The 17,540-nt window shown below is 61.9% G+C and carries 15 protein-coding genes; 5 read left to right on the top strand and 10 right to left on the bottom strand.

What is annotated here, in order from left to right; translation table 11 throughout:
• Positions 1-1,325: 1,325 nt before the first annotated feature.
• From RHOOR87_RS0100295 to RHOOR87_RS0100310, 4 genes are read right to left on the bottom strand one after another with little or no spacing between them, the layout of a single operon-like run.
• The gene (locus RHOOR87_RS0100295; RefSeq protein WP_027483926.1) at positions 1,326-2,141 is read right to left on the bottom strand and encodes a ThiF family adenylyltransferase; all 816 of its coding nucleotides are present in this window, start codon (positions 2,139-2,141) and stop codon (positions 1,326-1,328) included.
• Positions 2,134-2,643 (bottom strand): hypothetical protein, encoded by a 510-nt coding sequence (locus RHOOR87_RS20150; RefSeq protein ID WP_155950885.1) that lies wholly within the window; start codon positions 2,641-2,643, stop codon positions 2,134-2,136. The genes RHOOR87_RS0100295 and RHOOR87_RS20150 overlap by 8 nt, the downstream gene beginning before the upstream one ends.
• Positions 2,640-2,972, bottom strand: coding sequence for a hypothetical protein (locus tag RHOOR87_RS0100305; protein ID WP_043795151.1), 333 nt, complete (start codon positions 2,970-2,972; stop codon positions 2,640-2,642). The genes RHOOR87_RS20150 and RHOOR87_RS0100305 overlap by 4 nt, the downstream gene beginning before the upstream one ends.
• Positions 2,969-3,238, bottom strand: coding sequence for a hypothetical protein (locus RHOOR87_RS0100310; protein WP_027483928.1), 270 nt, complete (start codon positions 3,236-3,238; stop codon positions 2,969-2,971). The genes RHOOR87_RS0100305 and RHOOR87_RS0100310 overlap by 4 nt, the downstream gene beginning before the upstream one ends.
• 109 nt (positions 3,239-3,347) lie before the next feature.
• Between RHOOR87_RS0100310 and RHOOR87_RS0100315 the strand changes: the two genes are divergently transcribed.
• From RHOOR87_RS0100315 to RHOOR87_RS0100325, 3 genes are all read left to right on the top strand, one after another.
• Positions 3,348-3,740 (top strand): helix-turn-helix transcriptional regulator, encoded by a 393-nt coding sequence (locus RHOOR87_RS0100315; protein ID WP_231381687.1) that lies wholly within the window; start codon positions 3,348-3,350, stop codon positions 3,738-3,740.
• Positions 3,740-4,618, top strand: a complete 879-nt coding sequence (locus tag RHOOR87_RS0100320) for an ImmA/IrrE family metallo-endopeptidase (protein ID WP_027483930.1) — start codon at positions 3,740-3,742, stop codon at positions 4,616-4,618. Before RHOOR87_RS0100315 ends, RHOOR87_RS0100320 begins: the two co-directional genes overlap by 1 nt.
• A 91-nt stretch (positions 4,619-4,709) precedes the next feature.
• Complete coding sequence (locus RHOOR87_RS0100325; protein WP_155950886.1) at positions 4,710-6,017, top strand: hypothetical protein; 1,308 nt, start codon at positions 4,710-4,712, stop codon at positions 6,015-6,017.
• Between the two features lie 449 nt (positions 6,018-6,466).
• On the opposite strand, the gene RHOOR87_RS20155 is transcribed toward RHOOR87_RS0100325, so the two are convergent.
• Together RHOOR87_RS20155 and RHOOR87_RS20160 are read right to left on the bottom strand one after the other, a co-directional pair.
• Positions 6,467-6,745 (bottom strand): hypothetical protein, encoded by a 279-nt coding sequence (locus RHOOR87_RS20155; RefSeq protein ID WP_155950887.1) that lies wholly within the window; start codon positions 6,743-6,745, stop codon positions 6,467-6,469.
• A 45-nt stretch (positions 6,746-6,790) separates the two neighbouring features.
• On the bottom strand, positions 6,791-7,537 hold the full coding sequence (locus RHOOR87_RS20160; RefSeq protein WP_155950888.1) for a hypothetical protein: 747 nt from the start codon (positions 7,535-7,537) through the stop codon (positions 6,791-6,793).
• 463 nt (positions 7,538-8,000) lie between these two features.
• Here RHOOR87_RS20160 and RHOOR87_RS0100330 point away from each other — a divergent pair, with 463 nt between their 5' ends.
• Both RHOOR87_RS0100330 and RHOOR87_RS18845 read left to right on the top strand, forming a co-directional pair.
• The gene (locus RHOOR87_RS0100330) at positions 8,001-9,365 is read left to right on the top strand and encodes a glycoside hydrolase family 27 protein (protein ID WP_051357916.1); all 1,365 of its coding nucleotides are present in this window, start codon (positions 8,001-8,003) and stop codon (positions 9,363-9,365) included.
• A 193-nt stretch (positions 9,366-9,558) separates the two neighbouring features.
• Entirely contained in the window at positions 9,559-10,386 is an 828-nt protein-coding gene (locus tag RHOOR87_RS18845) for a polysaccharide deacetylase family protein (protein WP_051357909.1), read from the top strand.
• 101 nt (positions 10,387-10,487) lie between these two features.
• Here the strand turns inward: RHOOR87_RS18845 and RHOOR87_RS0100340 are convergent, their stop codons facing one another.
• The 4 genes from RHOOR87_RS0100340 to xylB all read right to left on the bottom strand — a co-directional run bounded on the left by RHOOR87_RS0100340 (position 10,488) and on the right by xylB (position 17,508).
• Positions 10,488-12,911 carry a TIM-barrel domain-containing protein gene (locus RHOOR87_RS0100340; protein ID WP_027483933.1) on the bottom strand — a complete coding sequence of 808 codons (2,424 nt, stop codon included), beginning with the start codon at positions 12,909-12,911 and terminating at the stop codon, positions 10,488-10,490.
• Positions 12,912-13,151: 240 nt separating this feature from the next.
• A complete protein-coding gene (locus tag RHOOR87_RS0100345; RefSeq protein ID WP_043795155.1) occupies positions 13,152-14,579 on the bottom strand; it encodes a sugar porter family MFS transporter in 1,428 nt (475 codons plus the stop codon).
• 49 nt (positions 14,580-14,628) lie between these two features.
• Positions 14,629-15,969 (bottom strand): xylose isomerase, encoded by a 1,341-nt coding sequence (xylA, locus tag RHOOR87_RS0100350; RefSeq protein ID WP_007508394.1) that lies wholly within the window; start codon positions 15,967-15,969, stop codon positions 14,629-14,631.
• A 39-nt stretch (positions 15,970-16,008) separates the two neighbouring features.
• Positions 16,009-17,508 carry a xylulokinase gene (xylB, locus tag RHOOR87_RS0100355; protein ID WP_027483935.1) on the bottom strand — a complete coding sequence of 500 codons (1,500 nt, stop codon included), beginning with the start codon at positions 17,506-17,508 and terminating at the stop codon, positions 16,009-16,011.
• Between the last annotated feature and the right edge of the window lie 32 nt (positions 17,509-17,540).

A 17,540-nucleotide genomic window follows, 5' to 3' on the forward strand; every position in this document is an offset into this window, starting at 1 on the left:
GTAAATGCTACTCATTGCTATTTGAGCCGTCAAGAAGCCAGGGGCGAGAGCCCAAGGCCAGCCGCACGACGAGCAGCGATTTGCGCCAGCCGTCTGGCGCGTGTGCGACGCCGGCTCCGAGCTGATGGACGGCAAGCTCCGCGATGGTCGCGCCGCTCTCCGGCATTCCATGCCCGCATGCATCCGCCCGGGCCGGGTATGGCGCGCCAGGCTGTCGGACGACCGATGCCGCTCCGGATGATGAAGCGATCCGGGCCCGCCGCCCGTTTCGCGGATCGACAGAACGCCGGCATCACGCCTACCGGGCTCCCCGTCCCCGAATCGGGGCTCCGGCGCGTAAAGTCCGATACTGGCCGGGATGCCTTCGCCAGCAAGGTCCCCAGCCCAGCCACAAGCAGACCTGCGCAGAGCGGCTTCCCCAAGGAGGCCGTCTGCGTAAGGCATAACGTGGAACAGGCGTGCCAAGCTCAATGCATGGGCACGCGATCGGTGCACGGGCAGACGCCGAGGAAGTCCGCGCACGCTGGGCGCGACAGCAAGCAGCGGTGGTGGAGCGTGCGGAAGCCCTCGGGGCTGATGTGCCAAACACGGCGATGCCGTAGGCATTTATTTGACATAATATACATTATGCGAAATTGCCAAGGGGCCAGCGCGGGCACGCAAGCCCCGCCGTCGCCGGGTCTGGCACATCTCCCCCTGTTCTCCGCAGAGAAACTTCTACTTCCTGGTCCGCGGCTGGTTCCGCTCCCCATCCCCACAGGCAAAGGAAATACGAACATGTGACTTCCGTAGCTAGGTTTGGCCACAAGCGGCAGATGGACTGTGCCAGTCCGGCATCTAGGTCTGCACCAATGTCACCAACCGCGCCATCAAATGCACCAGTGATTTGTGGACTCGGCAGCTAACTTCTGCGCAGCGAAGGCAGAGACTCTGTGCAGAGGCAGGTGGAGGTCAGCGGCTTTGCCGGCATTGCCGACGCCAGAACCACAAGCGGCTATTAGGTTCACACGAGCGAACGTGCCGCAATCCTAGGCGGAGCAGCAGCCTCGTTCTGATACCTACAAGTGAACCACGGCTCGTCAGGGTAAGGAAACATCCTGGCCTCGTTGTTCAAGTGGCCATTTTTTGCCGTTCGTCACGTGGCACACAGCTTGGGCTCGCACGTTCCGCATCAGCCTGAGAAGTTCGAGTACGCGCTAGTGATAACGATCACTGCCAAGTACCATCCCAATTTCTACGAGCGGATGCGTGATAAATACCGCCTAGAGCTTGAGACGTTGGCGCCGCGGACCGAACTGCTAGTACGCGTCTCAAATTTGATAGCACTAGATTGCTTCGCTCACACGCGACCAGTCCACATCGCCAAGGCTGGCAGTCAAGGGGTAATGCGGACAGGTGTAATGGATCAAGGGTGCCAAACGATGGCTCGGAAAGAGCTGGAAACGGTTGCCGTCGTACTCGGTGTACAGCGGTGGAGCATCGTCGGACCATGGCGAAATCATCTGTATAAAAGCGCCTACGGCTGTGCTGGCCAATACGCCGTTTGGCCAAACCACTTGCGGTCGACCGCCGACGGCACCATAACGACGGGCCTCTTCCCGCAGTCGCTCGTCGGTGATGAAGCCAAAGCAACGTAAACAGGGTCGGCCGGGCAGCGAGACTATGACTTGGCCGGCGATGTGATACGGAAGGTTTTCGCCGTGCACGTCCATGCCCACGTCGATATAGGGAATGAGGTAACGACGGCAAAAACGCTCAAGTTCGTCGCGGGGATGGTATCGATCGACGCAACTGAATACCGCGTGGCAGAGCTTCATGGCCTCAGAGGCCTTCTGCCAAGATACTGGATGCGCGGTCACCTCCGCTGCGGGGTTGATCGCGAGGATATGGCGCGCGATAACGTCGGTCTTCAGTCGCTCGCACTCGGCATCCTTGGCCGACAAACCGACCATGCGCCCTGTGTTGGTGCCATCCGCAGCATCCGGATCAAATAGCCGAAACCGTCCCACGCCAATGTGTGCCAATTGCTGAGCCACATGTGAGCCGCCGCCGCAGAGCCCGACGATCCCAACTTCGGTGTCAGCGGCAAGGCGGTCGAAATCTGAGCCGAGAAACTGCTGCCGCGAAAATCGGTCAGCCATGAATTCCTCCTAGGCGACGAACCTGTGGGCCAATGCAGGTGATGTCCCTGAGTTCAGAGCTTGAGCGCGTGGTCGGGCACCAAACCCGGCCCATGGCCAAATCGAAACTCAGCACGAGCGCGCCGTGCGGCATCGCCGGTGAAACTTTCCAAAAGTCCGGCACGCATCTCGCATTCTCGCGGGCATCCAAACGACTGAAGCCAGGGACCCCGCGATGTTCATGGCGATGGACATGGAAGACCGCGTCGCGACGCTGATAAGCGTGCTGCAGTGCCGCTCGAATCGCGGCCGGCCCTATCACAGCGCCTGCTTCATCGCTCGGTAAATAGTCCGTATCTGCGACGGGGCGGTATTCCTCCGCCAAGATGACTGTGCGGTCCGCCTGGATGCCCACGCGGCAGTGCAAGTGCCCAACCCGCTCGTAAGCGAAAGCATGCGGTCGCGATAGGTCGTGGTGTATCGCCTTGAGCAGGCGATCGGTGATCCGGAAGGCGTAGTTCATCGCAGCACCGCCAGATGGGCCAGCAAAATCTGCATTAGCGGTTGTGCGGAGCTGACGCCGTTCCAGGAAAACGTGTGCCAGGTACGCCCCAGGATGACATGTGCCGACCAGTTCGCACCTCGCTCCGTGATGGGATGCTCGAGGAAGAGCCGTGTGTCGTAGCCGCCGTACTTGTTCGGACACAAGAGAGCATCCATGGCGCGCCCCTGTTCGCCGACCTGGATAGGTTGCTTCGGAAGGAACACGTATGTCAGCCCGCCCTCGCTCAAAACGCGTGCCTCCGGGTTAACTTCCCGGAGGGCGCGCAACTGGTCGTCGGGCAAGCTCACGAGGAGCTCCCTTGGCGCACGTGGCTGACGAGAATTTCCCCTCCTTTGATATGGATGGAGCGCTCGTCATTGAGTGGCTTGAACTCGCCGTGCACGACCTCGTCGAGCTCGTAATCGAGCGGCACCCCGTACATCACCTTGAGCTCCTGAACCTTATAGCCCCCCTCCTGCAGCAGGCGTTCCTGGCCGTCCAGAGTGATGGCGACGAGGGTGCCGTCGTTCTGCTTGCCAGGCGGGTGCTCCTGATCTGCTGAGACGCTGTTCATGGCGTAAGCTCCTTGTAGGGGCGGCGAGTCCGCCGGGCATAAGCCGCCGCAGCCTTACAAAAAATTCGGTATAGCGAACTTATGGTCAGTTTCTGACCAAAATTCGCCCTTGTCAACCTATTTGTTCGGTATAGTGGTATATATCAGCCCATTGACGATAGCCACCATTCCTGATATGTCGACAAAAATCGGCGAAAAACTTCGAAGCCTGCGCAAGGCAACCCCTGGCATGACACTCGACAAGCTCGCGACCGCTGCGGGCATGAGCAAGAGCTATTTGTGGGAGCTCGAAAACCGTGACTCCCCTCGCCCATCGGCTGAGAAGCTCGCCGCCCTCGCCGCAGTCTTTGGCGTGCCGACTGACTACTTTTTCGTTGAGGACGTGACAGAACCGCAGGAGCAACACCTCGACAACGGTTTCTACCGCGACTACTTGCAGCTCGAACCACCAGACAAGGAACAGCTGCGTCGCATTCTGCGCACCTTCAAGAAAAACGAGTGATGGCAACCGATTGGACTCCATCAAGGGCCGCCTATCACTTGACCCACGTCCTAAATTCGTTCGCGGCAGCTCACGGAACTCCTCGGTTCCCGATCGATGTCGATAGTCTGGCTTTGGAAGCGGCGAGGCTGTTCCACTGGTCTGACGCCATCACGGAGATCCAGTCGGCCGATATTCGACATTTCGAAGGCGCCCTGTTCCCGGGACCTGAGCGTAAGAAGTGGCTTCTTCTGTATAACCATCGCATTGCTTCTTCGGGACGCATCCGCTTCACCAAGGCTCATGAGCTGGGTCACTACGTTCTACACCGCACTCTGCATGAATCGTTTTCCTGCACCGAGCAAGACATGCTCTCGTGGTCTGATGACATCAGGGGCATCGAGGCACAAGCGGACTTGTTCGCCTCTACTTTGCTGATGCCGCTTGATGACTTCCGCGTACAAATCACGCAGATTGTCGATTTCGATCTACTCGGACATTGCGCGGATCGGTATGGCACCTCCCTCACTGCTACTACGCTCAAGTGGCTCGACTCTACGGATGAGAACGCAGTGCTTGTGGTATCTCGCGACGGATTCATCCGATGGGCTCACTCGAGCAACCGCGCGATGGATGCAGGTGCTTTTTTTCGCAGTAGATCATCGCCTCCCCTTTCCCTGCCGGATCGATCCTTGGCTGCGGACGAGCGCATCGATCGTGAACGATATGGTGTCACGATCGATGCGAATATCTGGTTTCCAAATGCCGAGCCCGGAGAGATGCTCCGCGAGCTGAAAATCAGTGCTGATCAGTACGACTCGGTGATGACTCTGCTCGTCCTTCCACGTCACGCGCGCGTGTGGCCGCGGTGGAAGTCGGAAGACTGCGAAGAAATCTGACACGCAGGTGATTCCCTACCCCCGATAACACAGGCTTATCGCCCTGTCCCGAATGCTCTATGTCGGCGCGTCAACTTACGGAGCCTCTCTCATGAACCTGGGAAAATATGCTGAAGGCACATCGACAGTCATGAAGACGAAGCTTGGACTGTTCGCGTTGATTGGACTGATACCGTTGGTCGTTACCGCCCGACCAGCCGACGACACCACGATCTATGTCTACCATGAGAAAACGCTACGCGACGGAAAGTACGGCCCGATTGCCGCAGCGCAATTCAGCATCGGCGAACAATTAGCGCGTTGCAACCTGGGTAAGCTCAACGCGAGCGGCAAGTTCGGACCTGACAGCGCGGTCGCCATCCGCAAGCTAGCAGCTTGCGATGGTTTCACGAGTCATCTCGACGCCTCATCGCCTGCCCGCCAAGGTGCGCTGACCAGAGAGCTGTGGACCATCTTACTCCCGGATCGGCCGCCGCCGACGGTCGACGACCGTGCGCAGACCCTGGTGCTCACCTACGAAGACACAGACTACACCCAGCTTGAATGGAATTTCTGCCAGAACGTGCCTCTATGGTCACCGGCCCATCCTGCCCTCCCCTGCTACACCAACGACCCCCGCAGCTACGTCACCTGGGGTCCGCGGGGAGCCACCGCGGGCCATGGCCGCGAGGTGCAGTGGATCGTCGCACGTGTGGATCAGAGTCATCCCCAAGCCATCGACCAGGCCTTCGGCACACGCGCGAGCGACGTGCGCCGCCTGCTCAGGCTGGACGAAACATCAACGCGAGCCTATCTGTGCGCGGTGTTCGCCGACATAGGCGAGCGCGAGGCCTGGACTGAGGCATTCGCCAAATTCGGCGCCCTTCCAGTCGTGCGAGCAGCCTACCGCGTCCAATACTCCTCACTGGCTGGCGATGGCGCAAAGATGCGCGCGTTCTACGCGCTCTATCGCCAGATCGGTGTCGCGCCCACCGAAGTCGACTACGGCTTCTTCCTCGACCGGGCGACGCATGCCTCGATACCTGACAATATTGGCGAAGCAGCGCGACTCATCCACGCAAAGCTCGATGCCACGCATCAGGCATTGACGCCGGCTAATGTGCGCCATGCCATCTCAGGTTTGTTTCCTGCGACCAATCAGACCGAGGACCGGCTTGGCCGCGATGTAGCGTACTTCATCGACGACGTGGGCATTGCTGGATTGACGCCGCGCGAGCTTGCCGCATGGAAAGTTCGCGGCCGTCTGCGTGCTAGCGATGTGGGGCTGAGCGATGAGCGGCCAGCCCCTCCCCTGGAAACCTCGGCGAGCATCGAGTCACCGAGCTTCAGCGAACGTATGGATCCAGCCTCGACCTGCCCCGCTTCGGTGATGAACCCCAAGGCGCCACTGAGGCGTTGAAATGTTAAGGTGTGAGTGGTCGACAAAGGCGACACCAAAGCACGTCTGATGCCATCCGGGCACGCGGCATCCGTGACTGCCTCGCGCGGGTCCACTTTAGATTGTGCTGATCCTTCAATCGGCGCGTAAATGGCTAGTCATCGATGCCGAGCTCAAGCCAATCGTACTCTTACTCCGCTTTTCGGAACGAATCATCTCTGAATTCGTCATCTCCGATTTTGCTGGCGTCAAAATAATCATTTATTCGGCTGCTGGCTTTTCGGTATCTCCAGCCTTCTTCTCAGGCTTAGTGTGTTTAGTTCGGACGTGACCTTATTTGCATCCTCTTGGGCAGTAAGGTTTGCAATTTTTGCCTCGCAGTACTCAAGAAGCTGCTTTTGCGCCTTTTTGCTATCCTCTGTCCTGTTAGATGCAGTATTCGTCATCCCAGTTCCAGCGGAATCCAGAACTCAATAGCAGAGGTCTTTGACGTAGTCATAATTCATCGCATTTATTGCTAGGCTTGTTGCGGCAGCAACCACTGTTGAGGTAGCTGCCGCAGGAGCCGGTTCCGTCGGATTAGAGGCCGATGCACTGGCCTGCTGCAACGCTCTGACGGCGTTGCCATGCCAAAGAATTGTGGTAGCCACGAGGCCTTTATCAGCGTTGACCTGTGAGGTAGCGTTAGCGAGTATGGCCTTGGTGTCGCTCGTCGAATTGGCATCGTCCTCGGTTTGCGCTTTCTTCATTTTCGCCGTAACCGGCGTGATGGCGGCTAGCGAGAGTAAACATTTTCATGGATTATGTTTGCCATTCGATTTGTCGGCAGGAGACTGCGGCTGCCCCATTGTTGTGCCGCCTGGGGTCGGTTTTGTAACATTGAGATTCGAGTTTTCGAGTCCTTGTGCGATGCTCTTTTGGGTGGCATCCACGATTTTTTGATCGTTGTCGGCAGCTACCTTCGCGGCTGCCGAGATGGCCTGAAGGATGGCAGCGTCGGCCTTTGCAGCAGCTTGGCGGCATTCGTTCTCCATGATATTAGCTTCACGAATTTGTTCGAATCGTGTCCCGGCCGACCGAATATGCACCTCGCCCACCTGCATAGCATTCGCCACCGCAACTCGATCCTGCACAGTCACGGCGTAGGAATATTGTTCGTCGAGTTGCGCTTGTATGCCGTTTGCGGCACCGGACAGACCGGCCCAAGCTTTAACGCCCGAACCCTTGGAGATCGGCGCTGCGACTGCGCCTGCGAGTGAACCGACAATTGCTACGACAAATTGGGCAGTTTTGGAGTGAAAGCCCCGGCGCTCATAAAGATTCTGCGTCGCGGTGCATTGATCGAGCGCGCGACTGACGGCCCGCAACACATCATTGTCTTGGCAAGTAGATGTGCTGCACAAATATGGCTGCTGACTGTCGCTACCCAGAGCTTTGCTGCTCGAAGAATTCCCGCTCGGATTTGAACGTGCTCCAGCAAGAGAGCAGCTAGTACAGGTGATGACACACATTGCAGTGCTAAAGAGAATTGCGCTTCGCATCGAAGCCTCCCTAACCTTGATTCCGAACCTGCAAGGCAATTTCTTTTTTGCCATATAACATCAAATGCCCGCTAATTCAAGATAGTGGCGACGTCCCCCCGCTACTCAAAGCGGGGGGACGTCGCACCCACGGCGGCATCATCGCTGTACAAAAGCGCGGATGGAGGCTCGACGTGGGCGCCGGTTAACGGCGGCCCTGGCGCGGGCCTGCTGCCGTAACGCGGCTTGATTGGTCGAGACGGCAATCTGTACATCACCTACGGCAATGCCGTCAGCCCCAATGGCATGAAGGCTGGCCAAGTATGGAAATACAGCATCGGTTTGAATAGCTGGCAGAACATCAAGCGACTCATTGGAGCGTAGGCGCCAACGGTATCCCTGCTCTCGTCATCCGCATGAAAGCTGAGAATTCATCCCGACCTACCTCCAGCGAACATGCCGCTTGAAACGGAGAATGAACTGCATGACATGTTGGCTGAGAAGTGCACTGCTGTTGCCGATCCTGATCGCCGCTGTCGCTGCCGCCGGTGCCCAGGAAGTCGCCCCTGCGCCGCCGATGGGTTGGAATAGCTGGGATGCTTATGGCTTGACCATCGACGAATCCGAGTTTAAGGCCAACGTCACGGAACTGGCCAAACTGCACGGCTACGGCTGGACCTATGCCGTAATCGATGAAGGTTGGTACATGGGCGAACCGCTCGGCGACAGCTTGCGCCATCGCAACTACGCCATAGATGAGCACGGCCTGCTGGTGCCTTCCGCGAAGCGCTTTCCCTCCTCGGCCGACGGCCAGGGCTTCAAGGCCATCGCCGACTGGGTGCACGCACAAGGCCTGAAGTTCGGTATTCATATCGTGCGCGGCATCCACCGGCAGGCGCTGGAAGCGAATCTGCCGATTGCCGGCTCCCCTTTTCATGCGCAGGACGCAGCCGATACGGCCGACACCTGCCCGTGGGACGACGGCGACTACGGTGTGCGCGACAACGCGGCAGGCCAGGCCTATTACGATTCGATGCTGGCGCTGTACGCCCATTGGGGCGTGGATTTCCTCAAGGTCGACTGCATTGCCGATCACCCTTACCGCATCAGCGAGATCCGCCAGATCGCGGCGGCGATCAGGAAGACCGGGCGCCCCATCGTGCTCAGCCTGTCGCCCGGCCCGACCCAGCTTTCGCACGCCGCGGAGATCCGCCGGTACGGCCAGATGTGGCGCATCTCCAATGACGTGTGGGACGGCTGGACGTTCCTGCATGAGCAACCCGGCGATGACTTTCCCATGGGTGTCCGCAACATCTTCGATCGCCTGCCGCCATGGGCCGGGCAGGCCCGCGATGGCCGCTGGCCCGATGCCGACATGCTGCCGTTCGGCGAGCTCGCGCCGCATCCGGGATGGGGAGAGCCCCGTCATTCCCGCCTGACGCTGGACGAGGAGCGCACGCAGCTGACCCTGCTCGCCATCGCCCGCTCGCCCCTGATCCTCGGCGCCAATCTCACCCGGCTGGACGATGCCACGCGCGCGCTGATCACCAACAAGGACGTCATCGCGGTCGATCAGCACAGTCACGACAATCATCCGCTCGAACACCTGCCGGCCAGCTTCGGGCAGGTACGCGTGTGGATGGCATCCGGCGAGGCCGGCGAACGTTACCTGGCCGTGTTCAACCTGGACGACAAGCCGCTGAGCCTGCAAACGACCTGGCGTCAGCTGGGCCTGACTCCGGGCAAGCATGCCGCTCGCGAACTCTGGAGCGGCGATCGCCTGCCGGCCTCCGATCACCTGCCGATCCGGTTGCCGGCGCATGGGTGCGTGCTCTACTCGGTCGAATAGGGCTGGCAGCTGCTATCGGACCCGCGACGAGGCGCAGGCGGACCAGTTTGATTACCTCGAACGGTTACACAACCCAATCATCCAGCGAAGGCTCGATGCCTGAGATCAGGCCGTCAGGCTCTTAACCAAACCGTCCGTGGAAACGGGTGTGAAACCCCATAGCACAAACGGCGGAGTCATGTGGAGGACAGTGATGCGAATCGGATTGGTCTTGTTGGCAATCACCATGATGGCTACCCAGGCTCTGGCCGGATCCTGGCCAGACGGCAAGCGGGCGGCCGTGGTGCTGACCTATGACGATACGCTCCCCTCGCAACTCGACATCGCGATCCCGGCACTCGATCCCGCCGGCTTCAAAGGAACGTTTTTCCTGATCGGTAGCAAGATTACGCCAGAGCAGATTCCGCGCTGGCGGTCTGCCGCGGCCGAAGGCCACGAGCTCGGCAACCACACTATTCGCCATGCCTGTCCGCAGGCCAACTATCCGCCGGCGAAAAAGATCGACACCAGCGAAGCCTACGATGTCGGCACGATGCTGACCGAGATCCGCACGATGAACACGATGCTGACGGCGATCGACGGCAAGCTGCAGCACAGCTATGCCGCACCCTGTGGTCAGCACCTGGCCGGAGGTATCGATTATCTTCCTGCGCTGCGCGCCAGCGGGCTAGTGCGCTATACCCGCTCCGCAGACCCATCGGAGCGTCCTTTCGACCCGATGGATGTGCCAGCCCGCTTTTTCCCATCGAACGCAACCGGCGCCGATCTGATCGCAGCGGTCCAAGAAGCTGAACGAAAGGGTGGGATGATCGTGTTGGGCTTCCACGGTGTGGGCGGCGACTACCTCTCCGTGTCCGCGAAGGCCCATGCTCAGCTCCTTGCCTACCTCAAAACCCATTCCGAGGCGATTTGGGTAGCACCGTTCTCGACCGTAATGGATTACGCCACCAGCCATCCCGGGCCATTAGCGATCGGCGCGGCACGATCTCGAGTCCAGCCCCGGACAAACTCAGAGAGATAATGCATCACCGTGATCAAAGCCCTTGAGATCGTGCAAGAAGACGCGCGATCTCAAGGGGCCCGGAGTGCAGCTCGGATCTCGGCTATGCCATGGATGCCACGTCAGTTGCAAGGTATCGCAGGAGCGTCGCCTACGACGGAAACGACGGCCGAATCCGGCCCGCTCCATGCCGGCGCCCCCTCATGCCGCAGTCGATGGGCGGCATCGTTCCAAATCAGCCGGGTGACCGAGTATTTGCCCTGTTCGTAGTTGTAGGACGTCCCGTCGTCACGGAAAAGCGTGAAGCTGCCATCCGCTCCCGGGTACACCTTTACCGACTCGATCTTCTGCGTGTGCCGGACGCCGCCTTCGTCCGTACCCATCGGCACAATGCTCCCTGCTTTCACGAACAGCGGCAGCGTATCGATGGGTGCATCCACGTCGACCGTCTGCCCACCGTGCAGGCGCTGGTTCGTCCAGTAGTTGTACCAGTCACAGCCTGCCGGCAAATACACCGTCCGGTGGGTGGTGCCTTGCTCCGTGACCGGAGCGACCAGGAACGCTGGCCCGTACATGTACTCGTCGGGGATGTTCGCCACGTTCGGATCGTCCGGAAAATCCATGAACAGCGCACGCATGTACGGCGCACCCGTCCGATAGCTGCGATAGGCCACCGAATACGTGTACGGCAAGAGCCGATAGCGTAGCTTCAGGTATTTCGCCAGGATCGGTTCGGCCTGTTTGCCGTAGGACCATACCTCGTTGTGGTTTCTTTCCCCGTGCACACGCATCACCGGCTGAAAGGCGCCCCATTCGAACCAGCGCACGAACAGCTCGGGATAGTCTTCGTAGTTTCCGATCGTGTCGCGCGCGTCGGAGCCGTCGATCAAGGGTTTGTGCGCCGCGTGGTAGTCGGCGGGAATCAAGGGCGAAAAAAAGCCCGCGATGTCCGTGTCCCAGTACGGCAAACCCGTCGCGGTGAAATTGAGCCCCGCCGGAATGGATCGCTTGAGCCTGTCCCAGGTCGCGAAAATATCGCTGGACCAGAAGACCGTGCCATTGCGCTGCGCGCCGAGATAGGCCGCCCGGGCGAGAATCATCACCCTTCGGCTGTTGCCAAAATCGCGCCGGAATCCGTCGTACACCGAGGCGGTATGAAACAACGGATACACGTTGTAGAAGCGCCTGCCCGAGCCGATCCAGAACACGTCCTTTGCCGGGTCAATGTCCGGTTCCGTTTCATCGAGCCATAGATAGTCGAAGCCATACGGCTTGATGTAGCGATCGCGGATTTCCTGCCAGAACCACTTTGCCGCCGCCGGATTCGTGGTGTCGATATTCGGCCCGATGACCGCCTTGAAGCCGCCCGGATCCGGCACGCCATCTGGCGTATGCACCAGCCAGCCTTTGCTGACGAGCATGTCGTAGAACTGCGATCCCTTCGAGAAGTGCGGCCATACGCTCAGCAGTGTGTCCACGCCCATCGCATGCAGGTGCCGGTTCATTGCGGCGGGATCCGGCCAGCGTGTCGGGTCCAGGTCCAGGTTTCCCTGCCTGGTCATGTTGAGAAAATCGACCACCATCACGCCCAGCGGCAGGTGCTTCCGGTGGTACTCGTCGGCAACGGCCGGGATCTGTTTCTGTGTCGGGTAGATCGCCTTGCTCTGGATGTAGCCATAGACCCGCCGGGGCAGCAGGTGCGTCACGCCCGTCAGCCGTCGATAGCCTTCGTAAATCTCGTCGGCGCTGCTTCCCGCAATAACGAAATAGGAGACGCGATCGCCCACCTCCGATGACCAGACGTTCTGGCCATTGAAGCCGAGCCGTATGGTGGTCTTCGAAGGGTTGTCCCAGACCAGGCCGTAGCCGAGGCTCGACACCATGAAGGGAACGCAGACGCTCTCGCCGCCCAGCGCGGAATAGTCGTGCCAGCAATGGACCTCGTGATCGCGCAGGTCCATCCATCCCTTCTGCTGCTGTCCGAGCCCGTAGTAATGCTCGTTGGCGGGCGATTCGAACGTGGCGGCAACACGGAAGCTCTTTGTGCCTGCGTCCGCCTGCGTCGCCTCGGGCACCATTGTCCATGTGCGCATGCTCAACAGCGTCTTGCCTGCTGCGTCGGTGATCCGTAGCGCGTCGCTGAAGGTATGTGGATCTTTCCACCACCCGAAGTATTTTTCGCGCAGCCGGCGGTTCAGCGCGTCCAGGGGCATGCGCTGCGGGAGTTCGTCAGGCGCAAGCTCCCCGGGAGCCACCCGTACAACCATTTTCTCCGAACGGAACACGTCGCCGCCTGCTGCGTCGCGCGTATGCGTCCACCCTTGGGCGGAGGGTTCGGCCTCAAATCCGTATCCGGGCGGGTTCATCACGGCCGCCCGGTCGACGCTGAACGTTACCCGCAAGATGTTTGGCGCGTAGGGTTCGAGTGAAATGGTCCGCCCGTCCCGCTGCAGCACGAGCGGAGCGTTCTGCGCTGAGGCAGTAACCTTCAACGACGCGCTCAAGAGCAGCGCGCAAAGTCCGCACGAAAACAGTTTATGCATCATGCAATGTCGTGCCCCATCGTTCGGCCGATGCCGTTACGGAAGTCCGCCGTGCGCGAGTTTCCATCGTTTTGTTGTTCTGCCGGGAACCCATACAGGCGAGGTCCGGTTTACGACCGGATGTATCCGACCCAGAAGGCAGGGCTAACGCCAGCCGCCCAGGGTTGGAGGCAGCACCACCCTGGCCTTGCCGACTGGCTGCACCCCCCTATGTGGGGGCGGCGCGCTTCGAGCCAGCCTGCTTCACATTTGCTCCAGCTCCCTGCCCCGCGTCTCCCTGACGTAGCGAAGCACGAAGACCGTCGACAGCGCCGCGGCCACCGCATAGATGCCGTAGGTCGGCGCCAGTCCAATACCCACCAGCAGCAACGGGAAGGAAATGGTGATGGCGAAGTTGGCGATCCACTGCGCGGCGCCGGACACGGCCAGGCTGGAACCGCGGATCTGGTTCGGGAACATCTCGCCCAGCATCACCCACATCACCGGGCCCCACGACATGTTGAAGAACACCACGTAGACGTTGGCCGCCACCAGCGCGAGTGTGCCTATCGGCGGCGGCAACGCCAGCTTGCCCGCGGCATCGATGTGCGCCTGGGCGAACGCCCATACCACCAGCGCCAGTGACACCGTCATGCCCAGCGAGCCGATCCATAGCAGCGGCTTGCGGCCGATGCGGTCCACCAGACCCACGGTCACCAGGCAGGCGGCGATGCTCAGCGCGCCGGACACCACGTTGATCAGCAGCGCGTCGCTCTCGGAGAAGCCCACCGCCTGCCACAGCACGGCGCCGTAGTAGAACACCACGTTGATCCCCACCAGCTGCTGCAGCACGGCGAGCCCGATACCAACCCAGACGATCGGATGCATGCGGTGCGTGCTCTTGTCGATCAGGTCGGAAAGCTTGGGACGATGGCGGTCCTGCGCCAGCGAGCCGCCGATCTCGGCCAGTTTCGAGCGCGCGGTCGTCTCGCCGTAGAGGCGTACCAGCACCGCCTGCGCCTCCGCCTCGCACTTACGCATCACCAGGAAGCGCGGGCTCTCTGGGATGAAGGTCAGCGAAACCAGGAACAACGAGGAAGGCAGTACCTGCATCCAGAACATCCAGCGCCACGCATCCAGCCCCAGCCACAGCGCTTCGGTGGAGGCGCCCGCCGCCCTGGCCAGCAGGTAGTTGCTGAGAAAGGCACAGAACAGGCCACTGATGATCGCCACCTGCTGCATGGTGGCCAGGCGCCCGCGATAGCGCGCCGGAGCCACCTCGGCGATATACGCCGGCGCGATCACGCTGGCGGCGCCCACCGCGAAACCACCGGCCAGGCGCGCCGCGACGAAGAACACCACGCTGGGCGCGGCGCCGGCTCCCAACGCCGACAGCAGGAACAGGATCGCTGCGGCGATCAGCACCGTGCGCCGTCCCTGGTAGTCGGCCGCCCGTCCGGCGAAGAACGCGCCGATGGCGCAGCCCAGCAGCATCGAGGCCACCTCGAAACCGACGCCGGCCGCGGTCGAGTGGAAGGCCTGCTTCAGCCCGTCCACCGTGCCGTTGATCACGCCGCTGTCGAAGCCGAACAGGAAGCCGCCCAGGGTGGCCACGCAACTGATCTGCACGATCAGCCGCGTGTTTTCCGCCTGCTCCAGCGAGCCGCCGGTATCAAATGTCGCGCTGTGCATTTCCACGATTGGATCTCCCCTCGCCTGTCCCGTTGCAGCGCCGACTTGCCTACACCCGCACAAGGTACTGGTTGACGAGGTTCTCGTAGCGCTCCTGCTTGCCGCTGCGCTGCGTGGGCTCGCCACGCGCCATGGCATGCGCGCGCAGATCATCCAGGCTCAACTTGCCATCGGCAAACGCGCGGCCGGTGCCGGCTTCGAAGCTGGCGTAGCGTTCGGCACGCCAGTGCTCCAGCGGCGACTGCGTGAGCAGTGCGTGCGCCACCTCGAGGCCTCGGGCAAAGGCGTCCATGCCGCCGATGTGGGCCATGAAGAGATCTTCGGCATCGGTCGACTCGCGCCGCACCTTGGCATCGAAATTGAGGCCGCCCGGGGCCAGCCCGCCCTGGCGCAGCACCACCAGCATCGCCCCCACCGTGTCGTACAGGTCGCTGGGGAACTGGTCGGTATCCCAACCGTTCTGGGCGTTGCCGCGGTTGGCGTCGATGCTGCCGAGCAGGTCGTGGTCGGAGGCCACCTGCAGGTCGTGCTCGAAGGTATGGCCGGCCAGAGTCGCGTGGTTCGCCTCGATGTTGAGCTTGAAGTCCCGCTCCAGGCCGTGCTCCTTCAGGAAGCCGGCCACCGTCGAGGAATCGAAATCGTACTGGTGCTTCATCGGCTCCATCGGCTTGGGCTCGATCAGGAAGTTGCCCTTGAAGCCGATGCTGCGGCCGTAGTCGCGCGCCATCGTCAGGAAGCGCGCGAAGTGGTCGAGCTCGCGCTTCATCTGCGTGTTGTGCAGGGAGGCATAGCCTTCGCGGCCACCCCAGAACACGTAGTTGCCACCGCCCAGCTCCACCGTGGCTTCCAACGCGGCCCTGATCTGCACGCCGGCACGGGCGACCACGTCGAAGTCCGGATTGGTGGCCGCTCCGTTCATGTAGCGCGGGTGGCTGAACAGGTTGGCGGTGCCCCACAGCAGCTTCATGCCGGTGGCCTGCTGGCGCTCCCGGGCGAGCGCCACCATGTGCTTGAGGTTGCTTTCGTATACCGCCACGTCGTCGTCGTCGGGCGCCATGTCGATGTCGTGGAAGCAGTAGTACGGCACGCCCAGCTTGGTGAAGAACTCGAACGCCGCGTCCATCTTCGCCTCGGCGCGGGCCAGCGGCGCGCCAGCCGCATCCCACGGAAACGCACGGGTGCCGGGGCCGAACGGATCGTGTCCGGCGTTGCAGAAGGTGTGCCAGTAGCACACCGCGAAGCGCAGGTGTTCGGCCATGGTCTTGTCGCCGATCTTCCGGTTCGCGTCGTAGTGCTTGAACGCCAGCGGGTTGTCGGACGCGACGCCCTCGTAGGGGATGCGGCCGATGCCGCCGAAGTATTCGTGCTTGCCGACGAAGGGAGTGTTCATGGGGTGCGATTCCTGTGCATGTGCATTGCTTGAAACGGATCAGCCAGAGACCGCGTGGGCCTGCTGCAGAACGGTCAGTTGTTCGAGGAACTGCTGGTAGGGCTCGCGATACGACTGCACGCGCCCGGCGTCCGGCCGGGCAGCACGCGACTCGTCCAGCGCCACGTGTTCGCGCGCGATCCCCTCGATGCCTACGGCGTCGCCGGCGTGATGCCGCCACGCCCACAGGGCCTGCAGGGCGGCGCCGAAGGCGGCGCCCTCGGTCTGTGCGGGCATCTCCACCGGCAGGCCGAACACGTCGGCCACCATCTGTCGCCACGGCGCGCTGTTCGCCCCGCCACCGGTCAGCCGGATCGCCTGGAATGTCAGGCCGGCGCGGCACAGGGCGTCCAGGCCGTGGCGCAGCGCGTAGGTCGCGCCCTCCATCGCCGCGCGATAGACATGGGCGCGAGTGAAGTTGCCCAGGTTCATGCCGCGCAGGCTGGCGCGCGCCGAAGGCAGGTCGGGCGTGCGTTCGCCGTTGAAGAACGGCAGCATCGAGAGGCCATCGGCGCCGGGCGCCGTACCCTCGATCAGCCGGTCGCCCTCGCCCGCCTCGAGGCCGAAGGCCTCGGCGACGCCGCCGGTGGCCACCGTGCAGTTCATCGTGCAGATCAGCGGCAGGCCGCCACCAGTGGACGAGCAGAACGCGGCCCACACGCCGTCATCGTCGACCAGTGGGCGTTCGGTGCTTGCGAACAGCGTGCCCGATGTGCCCAGGCTCACACTGAGAATGCCGGGTGCCACGTTGCCGGTGCCGATCGCCGCCATCATGTTGTCGCCACCGCCGGCGGACACCCGCACCTCGTGCGACAGGCCCAGCGCGTCGGCGGTGGCCGGCGCGATCGGCGCGCTGAAGTGCGCATCGACCAGCGGTGGCAGGCAGGCGGACAGGTCGCGATCCGCGTCGGTGGCCGCGAGCATCGCGCTGGACCAGCGGCGCGTGCGCACATCCAGCCAGCCGGTGCCGGAGGCGTCGCCGCATTCCATCCAGCGTTCGCCGGTGAGCCAGAAATTGACGTAGTCGTGCGGCAGCAGGATGCTCGCCAGCCGGCGGTAGACGTCGGGACGGTGCTTGCGCGTCCACGGCAGCTTGGATGCGGTGTAGCCGGCCAGGATCGGATTGCCCGCCAGCGCAATGCACTGCCGGTAGCCGCCCGCTGCGGCCATGATCTCGTCGCACTCGCGCCAGCTGCTGGTGTCGCACCACAGCTTGGCCGGGGCGAGCACCTCGCCTGCCGCGTCCAGCGGAACGAAACCGTGCTGCTGGCCAGAAACCCCGATCGCCACGATGCGGGTGCGCACAGCGGCATCCAGATCGGCGAAACATTGCGCTGCCGCGGTGATCCACCATGCCGGGTGCTGCTCGCGGCTGCCGTCGTGCCCCTCGTCCAGCGCCAGCGTCCGCGCACGAACCGCGAGCGTGCGGCGATGCCCAGTGTCGTAGACGAGCAGCTTGACGCTCTGGGTACCGATGTCCAGGCCGGCGACGACGCTCATGACGCCTCCCGTCCCGGGGCGCCCACGCTTCC

Source organism: Rhodanobacter sp. OR87, assembly GCF_000473345.1.
GTDB classification, from domain to species: domain Bacteria; phylum Pseudomonadota; class Gammaproteobacteria; order Xanthomonadales; family Rhodanobacteraceae; genus Rhodanobacter; species Rhodanobacter denitrificans.